Annotated in this window: 18 protein-coding genes and 4 pseudogenes; 15 read left to right on the forward strand and 7 right to left on the reverse strand. The window is 74.5% G+C overall.

Going from position 1 to position 19,534, the window contains the following annotated elements:
• Window positions 1-43 precede the first annotated feature (43 nt).
• The 12 genes and pseudogenes from cobO to AB0I89_RS01525 form a co-directional block, all read left to right on the forward strand.
• Entirely contained in the window at window positions 44-655 is a 612-nt protein-coding gene (gene cobO / locus AB0I89_RS01470) for a cob(I)yrinic acid a,c-diamide adenosyltransferase (RefSeq protein WP_357118340.1), read from the forward strand.
• Window positions 655-2,013: a cobyrinate a,c-diamide synthase gene (locus AB0I89_RS01475; protein ID WP_357119420.1), complete on the forward strand. Its 1,359-nt coding sequence runs from the start codon at window positions 655-657 to the stop codon at window positions 2,011-2,013. The genes cobO and AB0I89_RS01475 overlap by 1 nt, the downstream gene beginning before the upstream one ends.
• A complete protein-coding gene (gene cobI / locus AB0I89_RS01480; protein WP_357118343.1) occupies window positions 2,010-2,783 on the forward strand; it encodes a precorrin-2 C(20)-methyltransferase in 774 nt (257 codons plus the stop codon). Before AB0I89_RS01475 ends, cobI begins: the two co-directional genes overlap by 4 nt.
• Window positions 2,780-3,604 (forward strand): precorrin-4 C(11)-methyltransferase, encoded by an 825-nt coding sequence (cobM, locus tag AB0I89_RS01485; protein ID WP_357118346.1) that lies wholly within the window; start codon window positions 2,780-2,782, stop codon window positions 3,602-3,604. Before cobI ends, cobM begins: the two co-directional genes overlap by 4 nt.
• A complete protein-coding gene (locus AB0I89_RS01490) occupies window positions 3,601-4,752 on the forward strand; it encodes a cobalt-precorrin-5B (C(1))-methyltransferase (protein WP_357118349.1) in 1,152 nt (383 codons plus the stop codon). The genes cobM and AB0I89_RS01490 overlap by 4 nt, the downstream gene beginning before the upstream one ends.
• Window positions 4,749-5,420, forward strand: a pseudogene (gene cbiE / locus AB0I89_RS01495) (precorrin-6y C5,15-methyltransferase (decarboxylating) subunit CbiE); the annotation flags it as partial. The gene AB0I89_RS01490 and the pseudogene cbiE, both read left to right, overlap by 4 nt.
• Window positions 5,421-5,681: 261 nt before the next feature.
• Window positions 5,682-6,185 (forward strand): precorrin-6Y C5,15-methyltransferase (decarboxylating) subunit CbiT, encoded by a 504-nt coding sequence (gene cbiT / locus AB0I89_RS01500; RefSeq protein WP_357119423.1) that lies wholly within the window; start codon window positions 5,682-5,684, stop codon window positions 6,183-6,185.
• Entirely contained in the window at window positions 6,182-8,041 is a 1,860-nt protein-coding gene (gene cobJ / locus AB0I89_RS01505) for a precorrin-3B C(17)-methyltransferase (protein WP_357118352.1), read from the forward strand. Before cbiT ends, cobJ begins: the two co-directional genes overlap by 4 nt.
• Window positions 8,029-8,190, forward strand: a pseudogene (locus AB0I89_RS01510) (4Fe-4S binding protein); the annotation flags it as partial. The gene cobJ and the pseudogene AB0I89_RS01510, both read left to right, overlap by 13 nt.
• A gap of 26 nt (window positions 8,191-8,216) precedes the next feature.
• Window positions 8,217-8,813: a precorrin-8X methylmutase gene (locus AB0I89_RS01515; RefSeq protein ID WP_357118355.1), complete on the forward strand. Its 597-nt coding sequence runs from the start codon at window positions 8,217-8,219 to the stop codon at window positions 8,811-8,813.
• Window positions 8,810-9,208 (forward strand): annotated as a pseudogene (locus AB0I89_RS01520) (CbiX/SirB N-terminal domain-containing protein); the annotation flags it as partial. The gene AB0I89_RS01515 and the pseudogene AB0I89_RS01520, both read left to right, overlap by 4 nt.
• A 102-nt stretch (window positions 9,209-9,310) precedes the next feature.
• Window positions 9,311-9,820, forward strand: a pseudogene (locus AB0I89_RS01525) (CbiX/SirB N-terminal domain-containing protein); the annotation flags it as partial.
• 33 nt (window positions 9,821-9,853) lie between these two features.
• Here AB0I89_RS01525 and AB0I89_RS01530 read toward each other — a convergent pair.
• From AB0I89_RS01530 to AB0I89_RS01560, 7 genes are all read right to left on the reverse strand, one after another.
• Complete coding sequence (locus AB0I89_RS01530) at window positions 9,854-12,007, reverse strand: FtsX-like permease family protein (protein WP_357118358.1); 2,154 nt, start codon at window positions 12,005-12,007, stop codon at window positions 9,854-9,856.
• Entirely contained in the window at window positions 12,004-12,684 is a 681-nt protein-coding gene (locus AB0I89_RS01535; protein ID WP_357118361.1) for an ABC transporter ATP-binding protein, read from the reverse strand. The genes AB0I89_RS01530 and AB0I89_RS01535 overlap by 4 nt, the downstream gene beginning before the upstream one ends.
• Complete coding sequence (locus AB0I89_RS01540; protein WP_357118364.1) at window positions 12,681-13,205, reverse strand: PadR family transcriptional regulator; 525 nt, start codon at window positions 13,203-13,205, stop codon at window positions 12,681-12,683. The genes AB0I89_RS01535 and AB0I89_RS01540 overlap by 4 nt, the downstream gene beginning before the upstream one ends.
• A gap of 147 nt (window positions 13,206-13,352) precedes the next feature.
• The gene (gene crcB / locus AB0I89_RS01545; protein WP_357118367.1) at window positions 13,353-13,715 is read right to left on the reverse strand and encodes a fluoride efflux transporter CrcB; all 363 of its coding nucleotides are present in this window, start codon (window positions 13,713-13,715) and stop codon (window positions 13,353-13,355) included.
• Window positions 13,712-14,188, reverse strand: a complete 477-nt coding sequence (locus AB0I89_RS01550) for a CrcB family protein (RefSeq protein WP_357118370.1) — start codon at window positions 14,186-14,188, stop codon at window positions 13,712-13,714. The genes crcB and AB0I89_RS01550 overlap by 4 nt, the downstream gene beginning before the upstream one ends.
• A 75-nt stretch (window positions 14,189-14,263) precedes the next feature.
• Window positions 14,264-15,022: a class I SAM-dependent methyltransferase gene (locus tag AB0I89_RS01555; protein WP_357118373.1), complete on the reverse strand. Its 759-nt coding sequence runs from the start codon at window positions 15,020-15,022 to the stop codon at window positions 14,264-14,266.
• A 140-nt stretch (window positions 15,023-15,162) separates the two neighbouring features.
• A complete protein-coding gene (locus AB0I89_RS01560) occupies window positions 15,163-16,386 on the reverse strand; it encodes an MFS transporter (protein ID WP_357118376.1) in 1,224 nt (407 codons plus the stop codon).
• Between the two features lie 137 nt (window positions 16,387-16,523).
• Between AB0I89_RS01560 and AB0I89_RS01565 the strand changes: the two genes are divergently transcribed.
• From AB0I89_RS01565 to AB0I89_RS01575, 3 genes are all read left to right on the forward strand, one after another.
• Complete coding sequence (locus AB0I89_RS01565; RefSeq protein ID WP_357118380.1) at window positions 16,524-16,973, forward strand: MarR family transcriptional regulator; 450 nt, start codon at window positions 16,524-16,526, stop codon at window positions 16,971-16,973.
• Window positions 16,974-17,040: 67 nt separating this feature from the next.
• Window positions 17,041-18,348, forward strand: coding sequence for a phenylacetate--CoA ligase PaaK (gene paaK, locus AB0I89_RS01570; protein WP_357118383.1), 1,308 nt, complete (start codon window positions 17,041-17,043; stop codon window positions 18,346-18,348).
• Between the two features lie 55 nt (window positions 18,349-18,403).
• Window positions 18,404-19,513, forward strand: coding sequence for a nucleotide disphospho-sugar-binding domain-containing protein (locus AB0I89_RS01575; protein ID WP_357118386.1), 1,110 nt, complete (start codon window positions 18,404-18,406; stop codon window positions 19,511-19,513).
• Window positions 19,514-19,534 lie beyond the last annotated feature (21 nt).

The raw sequence follows: 19,534 nt of genomic DNA on the forward strand, positions 1-19,534 counted from the left end.
GCGCGGAGGGCGCGCGGGGCTTGACGATGAGGGGGGAACTCTGATGCCGCAGGGACAGCCGAGTCACGTGCCCGCGGACGGGTTGACGACGCGGCAGCGGCGGAATCGGCCGCTGCTCGTTGTCCACACCGGACAGATGAAGGGGAAGTCGACGGCCGCCTTCGGGCTGGCGCTGCGGGCCTGGACGGCCGGCCTGCCGATCGGAGTCTTCCAGTTCGTCAAGAGCGCCAAGTGGCGGGTCGGGGAGGAGAACGCCTTCCGGGCGCTCGGCGAGGTGCACGAGCGTACCGGCCAGGGCGCGCCGGTCGCCTGGCACAAGATGGGTGAGGGCTGGTCCTGGATCCAGCGCGGCGGCGAGGCCGACCACGCCGCCGACGCCCTGGAGGGGTGGCGGCAGATCCAGCGGGACCTGGCCGCCGAGCGTTACGGGCTGTACGTGCTGGACGAGTTCACCTACCCGATGAAGTGGGGCTGGGTGGACGTCGACGAGGTGGTCGCCACCCTCGCCGACCGGCCCGGCTTCCAACACGTCGTCATCACCGGTCGCGACGCCGACCCGCGCCTGGTCGCCGCCGCCGACCTGGTCGCCGAGCTGACCAAGGTCAAGCACCCGATGGACGCCGGTCAGAAGGGCCAGAAGGGCATCGAGTGGTGATCGCCCCCGCCGAACCGTTGTCGCTGCCCCGGGTGGTGGTCGCCGCGCCGGCCAGCGGCCACGGCAAGACGACGGTCGCCACCGGGCTGCTCGCCGCGCTGCGTCGACGCGGCCTCACGGTCAGCCCGCACAAGGTCGGCCCGGACTACATCGACCCCGGCTACCACGCCCTCGCCGCCGGCCGGCCCGGTCGCAACCTCGACCCGTTCCTGGTCGGGGCCGAGCGGATCGCCGGCCTGCTGCGGCACGGCGCGAGCGTCCCCACGCCCGCCGACATCGCCGTGGTGGAGGGCGTCATGGGCCTGCACGACGGCGCGGTGGGCCGGCGCGACTTCGCCTCCACGGCACACGTCGCCCGGCTCGTCGACGCGCCCGTGCTGCTGGTGCTGGACACCACCGCGCAGGGCCGCTCCGCCGCGGCGCTGACCCTCGGCATGGCCGCGTTCGACCCCGCCGTGCGGGTCGGCGGCGTGATCCTCAACCGGGTCGGCTCGCCCCGCCACGAGACGCTGCTGCGCGACGCCCTCGCCGAGGTGGGCGTACCGGTGCTCGGGGCCGTCACCCGCGCCGCCGAGGTCGCCGCGCCGGCCCGGCACCTCGGGCTGGTGCCGGTCGCCGAACGGGCCCCCGAATCGCTCGCCATCGTCACCGCGCTCGCCGAACTGGTCGAGGCCACCGTCGACCTCGACGCCGTCCTCGACCTGGCCCGCAGCGCCGGGCCGCTGACCGCCCCGGCCTGGGACCCGGTCCAGGCCGTCGGCGGGCCGGCCGGCGTCGGGCGGCCACGGGTCGCGCTCGCCGGTGGTCCGGCCTTCACCTTCTCGTACGCCGAGACCGCCGAACTCCTCACGGCTGCCGGCGCGGACATCGTCACCGTCGACCCGCTGCGCGACCCGGCGCTGCCCAGCGGCACCCGGGCGGTGGTCATCGGCGGCGGCTTCCCCGAGGCGTACGCCGAGGCCCTCGCGGGCAACGGCACGCTCCGCGCCGAGCTGGCCGACTTCGACGGGCCGATCGTGGCCGAGTGCGCCGGGCTGCTCTACCTCGGGCGGTCCCTGGACGGCGTACCCATGTGCGGGCGGCTGGACCTGACCGCCCGGATGACCGGCCGGCTCACCCTCGGCTACCGCGAGGCCGTCGCCGTCACCGACTCACCGGTGGCCCGGACGGGCGAGCCGGTACGCGGCCACGAGTTCCATCGCACCACCACCGACCCCGGACACGGCAAGGCGCCGGCGTGGCGTTGGAACGACACCGAGCACGGCTTCGTCGACGGTCGGGTGCACGCCTCCTACCTGCACACCCACTGGGCCGGGCACCCCGCGGCGGCCCGCCGGCTGGTCGAGGCGGCCCGATGACCGCCACGCTGACCGGCGTCGGCGTCGGACCGGGCGACCCGGAACTGCTCACCGTCAAGGCGGTGCGGGTCCTGCGCGAGGCCGACGTGGTCTTCGTACCCGTGATGGCGGACCGGGCCGAGACCAGCGCGACGACCGGTCCGACGCCGCCGGGCGCGGACGCCGGACGGGCCGAGGCGACCGTCCGGGCCTACGTCGCGGCGGACCGGCTGCGCCGGCTGCCGTTCGCCCTCGACGATCGAGGTGGGGTGACCGCCCGCCGCACGGCGGCCTGGGACGAGGCCGCCGGGACGGTCGTCGAGGCGATCGACGCGGGCGCGCGATCGCTGGCCTTCGCCACCATCGGCGACCCTAACGTCTACTCCACCTTCGGCTACCTGGCGCAGAGCGTGCGGGCCCTGCGCCCCGCCGTGCGGGTGGCGACGGTGCCCGGCGTCACCGCCATGCAGGAGCTGGCCGCGCGCAGCGGCACCCCGCTCGTGGAGGGACGCGAACCGCTCACGCTGCTGCCGGCCACCGCCGGCCTCGCGCCGTTCGCCGACGCCCTCGCCGGGCCGGGCACCGTGGTCGTCTACAAGGGCTGGCGACGGCACCCCGAGCTGCTGGCCGAGTTACGCCGGCAGGGCCGCCTTTCCGACGCCGTGCTCGGGCGCGCACTGGGCCTGCCCGGCGAACGGATCGGCCCGGTCGACGACGCCGTGCCCGATCTGCCGTACCTGTCCACGCTGCTGGTCCCCGCCCGGCGCGCGTACCGAGGAGGAAAACTGTGACCAGCGACGGCAAGGTGTGGTTCGTCGGCGCCGGCCCGGGCGCGGCGGACCTGCTGACCCTGCGGGCCGCCCGCGTGATCGCCACGGCGGACGTCGTGATCTGGGCGGCCAGCCTGGTGCACGCCGACGTGCTCGACCACGCCCGCCCCGACGCGGAGGTCGTCGACTCGTCGCAACTGCCCATCGAGGGGGTGCTGCCGCTCTACGAGCGGGCCGCCGCGCAGGGGCTGACCGTGGCGCGCATCCACTCCGGCGACCCGGCGTTGTGGGGCGCGGTGCAGGAGCAACTGGACCTGTGCCGGGCGCTCGACCTGGCCGTCGAGATCATCCCCGGGGTGTCGTCGTTCACCGCCGTGGCCGCGATCGTCGGGCGGGAACTGACCGTGCCCGAGGTCGCCCAGTCGGTGATCCTCACCCGCCTCGAAGGCGGCAAGACCCCCATGCCGCCGGGCGAGCGGGTCCGCGACTTCGCCCGACACGGCACCACGATGGCGCTGTTCCTCTCCGCCGCCCGCTCCGGGCAGGTGCAGGCCGAACTGCTGGCCGGCGGCTACCCGGCGGACACTCCGGCCGTCGTGGCGTACCAGGCCACCTGGCCCGACGAGCTGGTCGTGCGCTGCACGGTCGGCACCCTGGAGGCCACCGTCAAGCAGCACAAGCTGTGGAAACACACCTTGTTCCTGGTCGGTCCGGCCCTCGCCGCGACGGGCACCCGCTCCCACCTCTACCACCCGGGGCACTTCCACACCTTCCGTCGTGCCGAACCGGCCGCCCGCGCCGAGCTGCGCCGCGCCCGCGCCGGAGAAACAGAAACCCCATGACGTACGCCGAGCCGCCGCTGCGCGAGCCGGACCTGCCGCGTACGGCGAAGGTCCGGCCCACCGCGCTGCGGACCGGCTGGACCACCGGCGCGTGCGCGACGGCGGCGGCCAAGGCGGCGGTGACCGCCCTGGTCACCGGCGAGATCCAGCCGGAGGTGGAGATCGGCCTGCCCGCCGGGCGACGGGTGCGCTTCCCGGTCGAACGCTGCGAGGTCACCGGCGCCCCACCGGTACGCGCCGAGGCGGTGGTCGTGAAGGACGCCGGCGACGACCCGGACGTCACCCACGGCGCCGAGCTGACCGCCACCGTGGACTTCACCGACACTCCCGGGCTACGCCTGGCCGGCGGCTCCGGCGTCGGCACCGTCACCAAACCCGGCCTCGGGCTCGCCGTCGGCGGCCCGGCCATCAACGACACGCCCCGCCGGATGATCGGCGAGGCGGTCGCCGAGGTCGTCGACCTCACCGAGGTCGGCGTGCGCGTGGTGATCAGCGTGCCCCGGGGCGAGATCATGGCCCGCAAGACCACCAACCGGCGGCTCGGCATCCTCGGCGGCATCTCGATCCTCGGCACCACCGGGATCGTCCGGCCCTTCTCCACCGCCTCCTGGCGGGCCAGCGTGGTGCAGGCCGTGCACGTCATGGCCGCCCAGGGCGAGCGGACCGTGGTGCTGTGCACCGGTGGGCGTACCGAGCGGGCCGCCCGCGCGCTGCTGCCCGACCTGCCCGAGGTGTGCTTCGTCGAGGTGGGCGACTTCACCGGCGCGGCGGTCACCGCCGCCGTCGAGGACGCGATGACCGGCGTGGTCTTCGTCGGCATGGCCGGCAAGCTCGCCAAGCTCGCCGCCGGCATCCTCATGACCCACTACACCCGCTCCACGGTGGACCTGTCCCTGCTCGGCGCGGTGACCGCCGACGCCGGTGGCGATCCGGCGCTCGTCGCCGCCGTGACCGAGGCCAACACCGGGCGGCACGCGTACGAGCTGTGGGAGGCCGCCGGCCTGCTCGGTGCGGCCGGGGACCTGCTCTGCCAACGGGTCCAGGCGGTGCTACGACGCTTCGCCGGGCCGACGGTCACCGTGGACGTGGCGATGGTCGACTTCGCCGGCGCGCGGGTCGTCGCCTCGTCCGGCCGGTGGCCGCGATGAGCGCCCCGGACGCGCTGGAGGGCGGAGTGACCTCAAGCGAAGCGACGGCGACGGTGGCATCCCCGGACGCGCTGGTGACAGTGGTCGGGCTCGACGCCGCCGGGGCGCCGCCGCATCCCGCCCTCGCCTCCGCGCTGGCCGGCGCGGGACTGGTGGTCGGGGCGGCCCGGCACCTGGCCGCGGTGCCCGTACCGGGGAGCGCACAGACCGTCGTCCTCGGACCGCTCGCCCCGGCCCTGCGCCGGCTGGCCGACGCCGTCGACGCCCGGGTGCCGGCCGTCGTGCTGGCCAGCGGCGATCCCGGCCTGTTCGGGATCGTCCGGCGGCTGTGCGCGGCCGGGCTGCCGCTGCGGGTGGTGCCGGCGGTGTCCAGTGTGGCCGCCGCGTTCGCCCGCGCCGGACTGTCCTGGGACGGCGCGGCCGTGGTGACCGCGCACGGCCGCGACCTCCGACCGGCGCTGAACGCCTGCCGGGCGCTGCCGCTGGTCGCGGTCCTCACCGCGCCGGGGGCCGGGGCCGCCGAACTGGGCGCCGGCCTCGTCGGCTGGTCCCGACGCCTGCTGGTCGCCGAGAACCTCGGCACCGACGCCGAACGGGTGCGGGAGATGAGCCCCGCGCAGGCCGCCGCCGGCACCTGGCCCGACCCACACGTCCTGCTCAGCGTCGCCGTGTCCGAGCCCGCCGTGCCCGTGCCCGCCGTGCCCGTGCCCGCCGTGCCCGTGCCCGCCGTGCCCGTGCCCGCCGTGTCCGTGCCCGCCGTGCCCGTGCCCGCCGTGCCCGTGCCCGCCGTGTCCGTGCCCGCCGTGCCCGTGCCCGCGCCAGCTCCCGAACCCGTCGCGGTCGGTGGGATGCGCGTCGACAACCAGCCGGCCGCCGCGCCGGTCGGCGGCTGGGCGCTACCGGAGAGCCGGTACGCCCACCGCGACTCGATGATCACCAAGTCGGAGGTGCGTGCCCTGGTCGTCGCGCGGCTGCGCCCCCGGCTGGGTCGCCTCGTCTGGGACGTCGGCGCGGGCAGCGGCTCGGTCGGCATCGAGTGCGCCCTGCTCGGCGCGGCCGTGCTCGCCGTCGAGCAGGACCCGGCGTCCGCCGCGACGATCCGGGAGAACGCCGCCACGCACGCCGTCGACGTCCGGATCGTCGTCGGGCGTGCCCCGACGGCGCTTGATGGTCTGCCCGAACCGGACGCGGTCTTCGTGGGTGGCGGCGGCGTCGACGTCCTCGCCGCCGTGGTGGCCCGCCGCCCCGAGCGGATCGTGCTCACCCTGGCCGCACTGGACCGCGTCGCGCCGGCGGTGGCGCTGCTGCGCGCCGCCGGCTACCGGGTCGAGGGCAGCCAGCTCGCCGCCGCCCGCCTCGCCGACCTGCCCGGCGGGTCGATCCGTCTCGCGGCCACCAACCCGGTGGTCGTCCTCACCGGGGAGCGCCCGTGAACGACAACACTCCGGCGCGGATCGGCCTGGTGGCGGCCACCGCCGCCGGTCGGCGGCACGCCGACATCCTGGCCGCCGCCTGGCCGCACGCCCGGCTGGTCCAGGGCGACGGCGTCGCCGACGCGCTACGCGCCGCCTGGGCGGAATGTGACGCGGTGGTCGCGTTCCTGGCCACCGGCGCGGTGGTACGCGTCCTCGCGCCGCTGCTCGGCGACAAGCGCAACGACCCGGCCGTGGTGGTCGTCGACGAGGCGGCCCGGCACGCGGTGGCGCTGCTGGGCGGTCACGCCGGCGGCGGCAACGACCTCGCCGAGCGGGTCGGCGCGCTGCTGGACGCCCGACCGGTGGTCACCACCGCCACCGACGCGGTCGGGCTGCCCGGGCTGGACACCCTCGGCTGGCCCGTGCGGGGCGCGGTCGCCGCGGTGTCCCGGGCCATCCTGGACGGTGAGCCGGTCGAGCTGGTCGCCGACGCCGCCTGGCCGCTACCCGCCCTGCCACCGAACGTGCGCGTCGTCCAGCCCGAGGCCGGCGCCGGCCATGCCGGCCACCCCGGGGCCACGTCCGTCGAAGGCGTGGCCGTTGAAGGCGCGGCCGTCGAAGGCGCGTTCGTCGAAGGCGCGTTCGACGAGGGCGTCACCGGCAGCGCGGCCGACGAGAAGGCGACCGGCGGTCACTACCGACTGCTGGTCACCGATCGGGTGGTGCCGATCGACGCGCGGACCGCCGTGCTGCGACCGCCGTCGCTGGTCGCCGGTGTCGGGGCGAGTCGGGGCGTACCGGCCGCCGAGGTGGCCGAACTGCTGCACCGGGTGCTGGCCGAGGCCGGCGTCGACCCGGCGAGCCTGAGCTGCCTGGCCAGCGCCGACATCAAGGCTGACGAGGCGGGCATCCGCAGCACCGCCGACGCGCTCGGCGTACCCCTGGTGACCTGGCCCGCGACGCGCCTCGCCGCGGTCGACGTGCCGCACCCCAGCGAGGTGGTCCGGGCGGCGGTCGGCACGCCGAGCGTCGCGGAGGCCGCGGCCCTGCTCGGCCCGGACGGCCGGGCCGACGACGCGACGCTGCTGGTGGGCAAGACCGCGTCGGCGATGGCGACCGTGGCGGTGGCGCGGCACGCGCCGCGCGGCCGGCTCGCCGTCGTCGGTCTCGGGCCGGGCGCGGCCGACCTGCGCGCTCCCCGGGCGGTGGCGGAGCTGCGCCGCGCGGCCGTGGTGGTGGGCCTGGACCAGTACGTCGACCAGGTCCGCGACGTGCTGCGGCCGGGCACCCGGGTGCTCGCCAGCTCGCTCGGCGCGGAGGAGGCGCGGGCCAGGGCCGCCGTGGCCGAGGCCGCCGCCGGCCGCGCGGTCGCGCTCATCGGGTCCGGCGACGCCGGGGTGTACGCGATGGCGAGCCCCGCCCTGGAGTACGCCGACGAGCGGATCGACGTGGTGGGCGTGCCCGGGGTGACCGCCGCCCTCGCCGCCGGGGCGCTGCTCGGCGCGCCACTCGGGCACGACCACGCCTACGTCAGTCTGTCCGATCTGCACACTCCGTGGGAGGTCATCGAGCGGCGGGTGAGCGCCGCCGCCGAGGGTGACTTCGTGACGGTGTTCTACAACCCGCGCAGCCGCGCCCGCGACTGGCAGCTCGGCAAGGCGCTCGGCATCCTCGCCGCGCACCGGCCGCCGGACACCCCGGTCGGGGTGGTGCGCAACGCCAGCCGGCCCGGCGAGCGGGTGCACCTGGCGACGGTGGCCACGCTCGATCCGGCCGTCGTCGACATGTACAGCGTGGTGGTGGTGGGCAACAGCGACACCCGGCTGGTCGCCGGGCGGATGGTCACACCCCGGGGGTACCGGTGGCGCTCGTGACCATCGACGCCTGCCAGGGCTGCGGCGCGTGCCTGCTGACCTGCCCCACGCACGCGATCAGGCCGGTCGCCGGCGGCCTCACGGTACGCGCCGACCGGTGCACCGGCTGCCTGGAGTGCCTGGAGATCTGCCCGGTCGACGCGATCCGCGTGACCGAGCCCTGGGAAGGAGTCCGATGAGCCGGATGGTGCATCCCATCGAGGTCGAGTCGTACCGCATCCTGCGCGAGCGCGTCGACCTGTCGCACCTGCCACCGTTGACCCGGGCGGTCATCGAGCGGGTGGTGCACGCCAGCGCCGACCTCGCGTACGTCGACGAGCTGGTCTGCGACGAGGCGGCCCTGGCGGCGGGGCTGGCCGCGCTGCGCGCGGGCGTACCCGTGGTGACGGACGTGGCGATGGTCGCCGCCGGCATCACCCGGGCCGGACTGGAACTGGTCTGCCCGGTCGCCGAGCCGGCCGCCGCCGAGCTGGGCCGCGCGGCCGGCATCACCCGCTCGGCGGCGGCCGTGCGGATCGCCTTGGACCGGGTCGGCCCCGGCGCGGTCTGGGTGGTCGGCTGCGCGCCGACCGCGCTCGTCGAACTACTCACCCTGGACGCCGCCCCGGCGCTGGTCGTCGGCCTGCCGGTCGGCTTCGTGGGCGCGGCCGAATCGAAGGCGGCGCTGCGGGCCAGCGGCCTGCCCGGGGTGTCCAACGTGGGCGAGAAGGGCGGCTCGGCGGTCGCCGCCGCCGCCCTCAACGCCCTGCTCTACAGCGAGGAGAGGTCATGACCGGGTTGGTCATCGTCGGGCACGGCACGCGCAGCGCGGCCGGGGTCGACCAGTTCGCCGCGCTCGTCGAGCGGGTCCGCCGTCGGGGTGAGATCGGCGACGTGGAGGGCGGTTTCATCGAGCTGTCCCGTCCGCCGCTCACCGACGCGGTCGGCGCGCTCGTCGGGCGCGGTCACCGGAACCTGGTCGCGCTGCCGCTGGTGCTCACCGGCGCCGGGCACGGCAAGGGCGATATCCCCGCCGCGATGGCCCGTGAACAGCAGCGGCACCCCGGGTTGACGTACCGCTACGGGCGTCCGCTCGGCCCCCACCCGTTGCTGCACACGGCCATCGAGGAGCGCATCGACGCCGCCTTGGCGGGCACCACGTCGGCGGACGCCGACCGGGCTGGCACCGCGTCGGCGGACGCCGACCGGGCCGGTACCGCGTCGGCGGACGCCGACCGGGCTGGCACCACGTCGGCGGACGCCGACCGGGCTGGCACCACGTCGGCGGACGCCGACCGGGCCGGTACCTGGGTGGCGCTCATCGGGCGCGGCTCCACCGACCCGGACGCCAACGCCGAGGTCGCCAAGGTCGCCCGGCTGCTCTGGGAGGGGCGCGGGTACGCGGGCGTCGAGCCCGGGTTCATCTCCCTCGCCGAACCGTCCGTGCCGGCGGTGCTGGAACGGCTGCGCCGGCTCGGCGCGCGGCGGATCGTCGTCGCACCGTACTTCCTGTTCGCCGGGGTGCTGCCCGACCGGATCGTCGCCCAGTCGGCCGAGTTCGCCGCCGCCCACCCCAACCTGGACGTCCGCGTCGCCGACGTGATCGGCGACTGCGACGCCCTCGCCGACCTGGTGCGCGAACGTTACGACGAGGCGCTGGGCGGGGACATCCGGATGAACTGCGACACCTGCGCCTACCGGGTCCTGATGCCCGGCTTCGCCGACAAGGTGGGCCGCCCGCAGCAACCGCACGACCACCCCGACGACCCGGTTGGCCACCACCATCACCACCACGGGCACGGGGCGATCGCGGTGGCCACCGGGTCCTGACGCTCACTCGCTGCGGGCCGTCTCCGGGCCGGTGACGCGTTCCAACAGCGGCATGGTCGAGGCGATGACGCCCAGGCAGGCAGCCAGGCCGACGACGACGATCAGAGCGAAGCGCGGCGGCGGCGCGACGAGCGTGTAGTGCATCTGCGCCCGCAGGAACAGGTGCCCGGCGAGCAGTCCCATCCCGATGGCGACGGCGGCGACGGCGAGCATCGGTACGGCGCTCTCCAGCGCCACCACCCGGCGCAGGACCCGTACCGGGGCGCCGCTGAGGCGTAGCAGGCTGAACGGTCGACGGCGTTCGGTGAGACCGCCGATCACACTGACCGCGAGGCTGCACCCGCCGAGCGCGAGGCTGGCCACGATGATCACGTTGGCCAGTTGTTCCCAGCCGCGCAGCGTGTCGGCGAAGTCCGACTCGAAGTCGCCGGGCACGTTCGGCCCCACCCAGAAGGTCGGGAAGGCGACCTCCAGCACGGTGCGGACGCCCTCGATGGCGGTGGCGGACCCGTCCGTGCCGACGACCACCGACAACACCGGTAGCCGTTGGAGGTCGTCGAGGGTGAGCGAGGCGGCGGGCCAGACCGTCGCGGGCGATGCCGACTCCCGCCAGCGGCTGAGGCCCATCGGCACCTCGATGACGCTCGCGCCTTCGGCGCACCGGCCGTACGCGCTCGGGAGGTCGGCGCACGCGATCACCCCGACCTCGCCGGAGCCGGTGGGCGCCGGGTTCTCCCGGATGGCGGTCGCCGACCGCACACCGCTGATCGCGTGCAGGTCGGCGAAGAGCGTGTCGGGCACCGACTGCGCCTTCTCGTCGAAGACGGTGTTCACCGTGCCCGCGTCGGTCGAGCCCACCGGCGCCGGACCACGGTTGGCGACGATCGTGGTGATCACGCCGACGGCCACGCTCGTCACGAACAGCGCGAGCATGATGCCGCTGATCGCCCGGAACCCGGCCTTCGGGTTGTCGGCGAGACGTCGCGCGGCGATGAGCGTGGCGGGACGGTTGGCGTACCGGGCCATCACCCGCGCGCCGACCATCGTCAGCCAGGGACCGGCGAGGACCAGGCCGGCCATGATGAGCAGCAGGCCGGGCAGGAACACCGCGGTCTGGCCGTCGGACGTCGCGGGCTTGAAGCCGAGGGCGAAGAGCAGCACGGCGACGCCGAGCACCATCGGGATCAGCCGGTACGCGCGTGGGGCGCGGGGAGTGACCCGTCGGGTGACGCCCAGCGGCGAGATCCGGACCCGGCGCAGCGAGATCTGGGCCGCCAGCGCCGCGCCGGCCGGGACGCCGAGCGCCACCAGCAGGATGTTCAGCACGCCCAGGGACATGTCGCTGGGGAAGAACGGCATGCCGGTGAACGGGATGCCCGCGAGCGGGTCGCGGAAGGCGTAGAACAGACCGAAGCCGACGGCGGTGCCGGCGAGGGCGGCGGCGGTCGCCTCCACGGCGGCGACCGTCGAGATCTGCCGGGGCGTCGCGCCGACCAGGCGCATCGCGGCGAAGCGCTGCTCCCGGCGGGCGGCGCTGAGCCGGGTGGCGGTGCCGATGAAGATCAGCACCGGGAACAGCAACCCGCCGGCGATCACGCCCAGGATGAGGTCCACCGTGGTCTCGGGGAGGGCGGGGGTGTCGCCGACGCTGGTGACCTGCTTGGCGGCGGGCAGAGCGGCGACCTGGTCGGGGGTGCCGCCCACGATGATGAGCAGGGTGTCCGGCGAGGTCAGCGCGGCCGGACCCACCGTGCCGAGGTTACGCCCCGGGTAGCGGTCGCCCAGTTCGGCGGCCGGGTGGGCGGCCAGCAGATCGCGGAACGCGGGCGAGGCGTAGAACTCCCCGGAGCCGGGGACGGTCGGGATGCCGACCGGGGTGGGCGACGTCGAGCCGGTCGCGGCGACGTCGATGCGGATGATCTGCTTGCCACGGAAGTAGTCCTGACGGGTCGACCACCACAGCGGGTCGACGTCGCCGGCCGAGGCGTTGGGATACATCGAGGCGTACCGGGTGAGCTGGGCGTTGACGGCGTTGACTCCGGCGAGGGTGGTCAGCAGCAGCCCGCTGCCGATCGCGACGGCGGCGGCGATGACGAGCAGGCGGGTGAGTGCCTCCCGGCCACCGGCCACGGCGAGGCGGAGGCCGAAGCGGATCATGAGGCGATCCGTTCCGGCGCGTTCACGCGCCCGTCGCGGACCATGACCTCGCGGTCGGCGTACGCGGCGATCCGCGCCTCGTGGGTCACCAGGATGACTGTGGTGCCCTGCTCGCGGGCGGAGCTGACCAGCAGGTCCATCACCTGTTCGCCGGTGAGCGAGTCGAGCGCGCCGGTCGGCTCGTCGGCGAAGAGCACCTGCGGCTCGGCGACCAGGCCGCGGGCCAGGGCGACGCGTTGCGCCTGCCCGCCGGAGAGCTCGCCGGAGCGGCGCTGCTCCAGGCCGTCCAGGCCGAGGCGCGTGAACCAGGCGCTCGCCTTCGGCAGCGCCTGCTTGCGGTGTACGCCGTCGAGCAGCAACGGCAGCGCGACGTTCTCCACGGCGGTCAGCTCGGGGACGAGTTGGCCGAACTGGAACACGAAGCCGAACCGGTCCCGGCGCAGACCGCTGCGCCGGCTTTCGTCCATGGCGTCGACGCGTGCCCCGTCGAAGAGGATCTCGCCGGAGTCGGGCACCAGGATGCCGGCCAGGCAGTGCAGCAGGGTGGACTTGCCCGAGCCGCTGGGCCCCATGATCGCGACGATCTCGCCGGTGTCGACGCTGATGGTTGCACCCCGCAGGGCGGGCGTCTGTCCGAAGGCGAACGTCACGTTACGGGCTTCGATGACGACGCTCATGGCCGCACCTCCTTGCGCAGGGCGTCCAGTCGGGCGCCGGTCATCTCGATCCACCGGAGGTCGGCCTCCAGGTGGTAGAGGCCGTGGTCGGCCAGGAGCGCGTCGACCAGGTTGCCGGCGCGCTTGATCTCGGTCAGCTCGCGCATCCGGTGCAGGTGCGCCCTGCGCTGGGTGTCGAGGTAGTCGGCGGCCGGCCGGTCCAGCATCAGCGCGAGGACGACCTTGGCGAAGAGCACCGTCTGTAGGTGCGGCTCCGGGTCGACGGGCTGGGTCAACCACTGCTCGACCTCGGTCGCACCGACGTCGGTGATGATGTAGCGCTTGCGGTCGGGCCCCGCGCCGGGTGCGACGTCGCTGATCACCACCTTTCCGTCCCGGGCGAGCCGGCTGAGGGTCGAGTAGACCTGGCCGAACGGCAGTGGCTTGCCCCGGCCGAAGAAGGCGTCGTAGTCGCGCTTCAGGTCGTAGCCGTGGCTGGGTTCTCGTTCGAGGAGACCGAGCAGGGTCAGTGGCACGCTCATGCCCAGGAGACTACACCGAGGGTATACCTCGCGTATATACCCTCGGGGTACTCGCCGTCGCGCTCCTGGCCCGGGGGTGTGCTGGGTGTTTGCAAGGAAGGGCCCGTTACTAACGCATAGCGTTAGTAACGGGCCCTTCCTTGCGGGTCAGGCCGTCAGGGCGTGGGCCAGGGCGTAGCCGGCGCTGGCCGCGGTGAGCCCGGCGGCGACGCTGCCCGCCACGTTGGCCAGAGCGAACAGCCGGCGACCGCCCCTGGCCAGCCGCAGCGTCTCGTAGCTGAACGTCGAGTAGGTGGTGAGCGCCCCACAGAATCCGGTGCCGACGAGAGCGCTGACCGCCGGACCCGCCGGTACGCCGACGAGAGCGCCGAGCAGCAGCGAGCCGACCACGTTGACGGTCAACGTGCCCCAGGGGAACGCCGAGGTGTGCCGGGACTGCACGGCCCGGTCGGTGAGGTAGCGCAGGGGAGCGCCGACGGCCGCGCCCAGGGCGATCAGCAGGACGGTCATCGGGCCGCCGCGCCGCTCAGCAGTCGGGCGGTGACGGCGTCACCCAGCGCGACCGCGACGAGCGCCCCGAGCAGCGTCGCGGCCAGGTAGGCCAGCGCGGTGCCCGCGGCGCCCGCGACCAGCGCCTGCTGGATGTCGACCGCGTAGGTGGAGAACGTGGTGAAGCCGCCGAGAATCCCGACCCCGAGGAACGGGCGCGCGAGGGGGTGCCCGCCGCCGAGGTGCCCGAGCACCGCCATCAGCACGCCGATCAGCAGACAGCCGGACGTGTTGACGGCGAACGTCGCCCACGGGAAGCCGGTCGACGCGTGCGGAGCGAGGTGTTGCAGCCCGGCCCGGCCCAGCGCGCCGAGCACGCCGCCCGCCGCGATGGCGGCGACGATCGCCGCGGGGTGCGCGGTCAGCTCACCCCGGTCGGCGGGCACCCGGAGGTCGACGTCTGGGTCGGTGCGCGGGTCCAGCGGCTCTGCCACGGGTTCTCAGCGTACTGCCGCCGCCGGCGGTGTCCGCGTACGGCTCACGGACGCCGGCGGCCGCGCGTGTCAGCCTCAGCGTACGGCCGCGACGGCGGCGTCCGCGCCGCCTCGCCAGAGGGTGCCGACCTGGTCGAAGCCGGCCGCCGTGAGGGCGGTCAGGTGCCAGGAGACCGGCGGGGTCCACTCGGGGCTGTGCCCACTCGGATAGATCGTCTGCCGCTGGGCGACCAGCGGGGCGAGCGCTGGGTCGGCGCCGGCGCGGGCCCACCAGTCCGACCAGGACAGCGTCGAGCCGGCGGCGTAGCGGGCTTCGCGCCGGTCACGTGCCCGATCCAGGAGTCGCTTGGTCAGCGCCGGCAGCGCGTCGTCGGGCATGTGGTCGGCGTTGACGAGGACGCCGCCCGGGCGCAGCACGTCGCGCAGTTCGGCGTAGAGCTGCCCGAGCCGGTCGGCCGGCAGCCAGTGCAGGGCGGTGGCGGTGAGGACGGCGTCGTAGTCGCGATGGGGGAGCGCGGCGTGCCAGTCGGGGGCGCCGAGGTCGGCGGTGACGATCGTGGCGCGTCCGCCGAGCGAGGCGCGGGCGATGGCGAGCAGCGCCGGATCGAGGTCGACCAGGGTCACCTCGGCGTCGGGGAAGCGGGCCAGCGTGCGCAGCGAGATGGTCCCGGTGCCACCCGCCAGGTCGAGCACGCGCGGCGGTCGACCGTCGACGACCGCGTCGACGGTGTCGAGCATGGCGGTGAAGCGGTGTTCCCGGTCCGGCAGGTACGCCTCCTGCTGGCGGTCCCAGCTCTCCTGCCATGCCCAGGGATCGGTGATGTAAGGACTCATAAGAAAAAGGCTAGTTACAGCACCGGAGTGTTGTCCAGACCTTGTTGCACATCTTTTGCAACTGCGAGAAGATGGCAGGGCGATGATCGAGGTGACGCCGGGTCAGGCAACCGCCCGACCCGGCGTCGTCGTCCCGGCGGTCAGGCCGCCGTCTCCGCCACCTCCGTGTCGGCCGTCCGTGCCGGCTCGCTCCGCCGAGCCAGCCGCAGCGCCCCGACGAGGACCAGCAGCCCGGCCAGGGTGAGCGCGGCGCCGGCCCAGATCGGCGAGGTGTAGCCGAACCCGGCGGCGATGGTCACCCCGCCGATCCAGGCGCCCAGCGCGTTGCCGAGGTTGAACGCGGCGATGTTCGCGCCGGACGCCAGGGTCGGTGCCTGGCGGGCGTAGTGCATGATCCGCATCTGCAGCGGCGGGACGGTGGCGAAGCCGAACCCACCCATCAGCACCAGCGCGACGATGGTCAGGGTCGGGCTCGTCGCGGTCAGCGCGAAGCCGACGAGGACCACGGTGAGCGCCGCCAGGACGGTGACCAGCGTGCGTGACAGCGACCGGTCGGCCGCCCGGCCACCGAGCAGGTTGCCGGCGAAGAGGCCCACCCCGAAGAGGACGAGCAGCCACGGCACCGTGCCGCTGGCGAAGCCGCTGACCTCGGTGAGGGTGTAGGCGATGTAGGTGAACGCGCCGAACATCCCGCCGAAGCCGAGGACGGTGATCACCAGCGACAGCCAGACCTGGGTGTGGGTGAAGGCTCCCAGCTCGCCGCGCAGGCCGCCGGCGGGGCGGTCGGTGTCGGCGGTGTCGCGGGCCGGGATGAGCACGGCCAACCCGATCAGGGCGACCACGCCGATGGCGGTGATCGCCCAGAACGTGGAGCGCCAGCCGAAGTGCTGCCCGAGGAAGGTGCCGAAGGGTACGCCGAGCACGTTCGCGATGGTCAGTCCGGCGAACATCATGGCGATGGCGCCGGCGCGACGGGCCGGCGCGACCAGGCCGGCGGCCACCACGGCGCCGATGCCGAAGAACGCGCCGTGGCAGAGCGCGGCGACGACGCGACCGGCCATCATCACCGGATAGTTCCCCGCGACGGCGGAGAGGAGATTGCCGACGATGAAGAGCACCATCAGGCCGAGCAGCACGGGCTTACGGGGCAGTCGGGTGACCGCCGCGGTGAGGGCGACTCCGCCGACGGCCACGCTGAGCGCGTAGCCGGAGATCAGCCAGCCGGCGACCGGCTCGGTGACCGCGAAGTCGGCGGCCACCTCGGGCAGCAATCCCATGATCACGAATTCGGTGAGGCCGATACCGAAGGCGCCGATGGCCAGCGCGATCAGGCCGGGCGGCAGGGACTGTTGGCGTGCGGACATGGTCATCCCATCGGGGAGGGGTTGGATGTGCAGCGTGTGCAACTACACGCGTTAACAACGAGATGCTTGCACACGCTCTATATAAGCGCAAGCGTGGTAGCCTGGGCTCCAGGTCAGATCACATCGAGGAGGCCGAGATGGGCATCGCCGATGACGCGGTCGAGATCCGCGCCCAGGGCTGGCGCACCCTCGCCGCCCTGCACGGGCTCATCGAGGCGTCCCTGGAACGGGCGCTGCAGGCCGGCCACGAGCTGTCCGTCGTCGAGTACACGGTGCTCGACGCGCTCTCGCGGCAGGACGGCTGGCACATGCGGATGAGCCAACTCGCCCGCGCCGCCGCGCTCTCCGGAAGCGCCACCACCCGCCTCGTCACCCGGCTGGAGCAGCGCGGACTGCTGACCCGCATCCTCTGCGCCGACGACCGGCGCGGCATCTACACCGAGCTGACCCCGGCCGGGTCCGAGCTGCTCGCCCGCGCCCGACCCACCCACGACCGGGTACTCACCGACGCGCTCGCCGAGGCGCACGCCACCCCCGAGCTGGCCCCACTGGTCGACGCCCTGCACCGGCTGCCGGCCGTCCGCTGACCGCCCGGTCAGCCTGACGACGGCGGGCGTACGGTACCCGGGATCGCCGCACCAAGGGAGGCACGCGATGCAGGACCGCACCCCGGCGCTCCAGGAGTTGGAGCCGATCGAGCGCGCCGACGTCGACGAGCTGCGCGCCCTGCAACGCGAGCGACTGCGCTGGTCGCTGCGGCACGCGTACGACAACGTGCCGCACTACCGCCGGGCCTTCGACGCCGTCGGAGCGCACCCCGACGACTGCCGGGACCTCGCCGACCTGGCCCGTTTCCCGTTCACCGGCAAGGCGGAGCTGCGCGACAACTACCCGTTCGGCATGTTCGCCGTACCCCGGGAGCAGGTGGCCCGACTGCACGCGTCCTCCGGCACCACCGGCCGACCCACCGTGGTCGGCTACACCCGCGACGACCTGCGCACCTGGGCCCGGCTGATGGCCCGGTCCATCCGCGCCTCCGGCGGACGACCCGGCGACCGGGTGCACGTCGCGTACGGCTACGGGCTCTTCACCGGCGGCCTCGGCGCCCACTACGGCGCCGAGGAGTTGGGGTGCACGGTCATCCCGGTCTCCGGTGGCATGACCGAACGGCAGGTCATGCTGATCCGCGACTTCGAGCCCGAGATCATCATGGTGACGCCCAGTTACATGCTCGCCATCGTCGACGAGATGCGGCGTCAGGGCGTCGACCCGCGCAGCACCTCGCTGCGGGTCGGCATCTTCGGCGCGGAGCCGTGGACCGAGGACATGCGCCGTGAGATGGAGCAGCGCCTGGACATCCACGCGCTGGACATCTACGGGCTCTCCGAGGTGATGGGCCCCGGCGTGGCCACCGAGTGCGTCGAGACCAAGGACGGGTTGCACCTCTGGGAGGACCACTTCTACCCGGAGATCATCGACCCGGTCACCGGCGCGGTGCTGCCCGACGGCGAGCAGGGCGAACTGGTGCTCACCTCGCTGACCAAACAGGCGATGCCGGTCGTGCGCTACCGCACCCGCGACCTCACCCGGCTGTTGCCCGGCACCGCGCGCCCCATGCGCCGGATCGAGAAGATCACCGGCCGGACGGACGACATGATGATCGTGCGGGGGGTGAACGTCTTCCCCACCCAGATCGAGGAGCTGATCCTGCGGACGCCCCAGCTCTCGCCGCACTTTCAGTGCGTCCTGGACCGGCAGGGCCGGCTGGACACCCTCACCGTACGGGTTGAGCGACGCGCCGACGTGGCCGTGGACGCCGCCGAGCGGGCAGGTGCCGCCCTGGTGGAGCTGGTGAAGAACACGATCGGGGTGAGCGTCACTGTGGACGTGCTCGCCCCGGACGCGGTGGAGCGGTCGATGGGCAAGATGCGCCGTATCGTCGACCAGCGACGGGCCAGCTGACCCCGTCCGGTCAGCGGGACAACGGGTCGGCCGGTGTCGACCTAGGATCGACGCCATGCGTGTGCTGGTGGTCTCCGCTCCGCTGGTCGGGCACGCCTTCCCCCTGGTGCCGCTGGCGGTCGCGCTGCGCGACGCCGGCCACGACGTGCTGCTGGCCACCGGCGGCGGCGCCCTGGCCGCCGCCGACGCCGGTCTGGCCGTGCACGACATCGCGCCGGGCTTCGACTTCGGCCGGATCGCCCGGCGGGTCTTCCTCCGCCATCCGCTGATCGCCCGTGCCGAGATGGCCGGCACCGCCGACACCCGGGGCGCGGGGCTGCTCTTCGGCGCGCTCAACGACCAGCTCACCGACCCGGTCGTCACGCTGGCTACGCGGTGGCGACCGGACCTGGTGCTGCACGAGCCGTTCGCGGTCGCCGGGGCGGTCGCCGCCGCACGGCTGGGCGTGCCCGCCGTACGGCAGGAGAACAGCCTCTTCGACGGCCGGGAGCTGGTCGCCGCCACCGTCGTCCGGCTCGGCGCCGCGCTGCGCCGGCACGGCCTGTCCGAGCTGCCCGCCCCGGCCGCCGCCCTCGCCGTGGCGCCACCCAGCGTCGCGACCCAGGACGGCTGGCCGCTGCGCCACACCTCCTACGTGGGCGGCGGTGAGCTGCCGGACTGGCTGCGGGAGCCCGCCGAACGGCCCCGGATCCTGGTCACCCGCAGCACGCTGACCGGCCCCGGCGACCGGGGCCCGATGCCCGCCGTGGTCGCGGCCGCGCCCGACGTGGACGCCGAGATCGTGCTGGTCCGCCCCGACCGGCGTACGGCGGCCGGTCCGTTGCCGGCCAACGTCCGGGTCGTCGACTGGATCCCGCTCGACGAGGCGTTGCCGGCGAGCGCGGCGCTGGTTCATCACGGGGGCGCGGGCAGCGCGCTCGGCGCCCTCGCCGCCGGCCTGCCGCAACTGGCGACCGTCGGTCCGGGGGACCGGCGGCACAACGCGGAGCTGGTGGCTCGCCGGGGCGCGGGTCTCGCGTCCCGCCCGGCCGACATCACCGCGCGCACGCTGACCCGGCTCCTCACCGACGAGACCCTGCGGACCGTCGCCGTGCAGGTCAGCCAGGAGATCGCCGCGATGCCACCGCCGTCGGCCCTGATCGCCCGGCTGGCGGCGCTGGTCTGAGCCCACCCCCGCGTGTCCCCG

Origin of the sequence: Micromonospora sp. NPDC049801, assembly GCF_040656575.1 — a bacterium.
Classification (GTDB): domain Bacteria; phylum Actinomycetota; class Actinomycetes; order Mycobacteriales; family Micromonosporaceae; genus Micromonospora.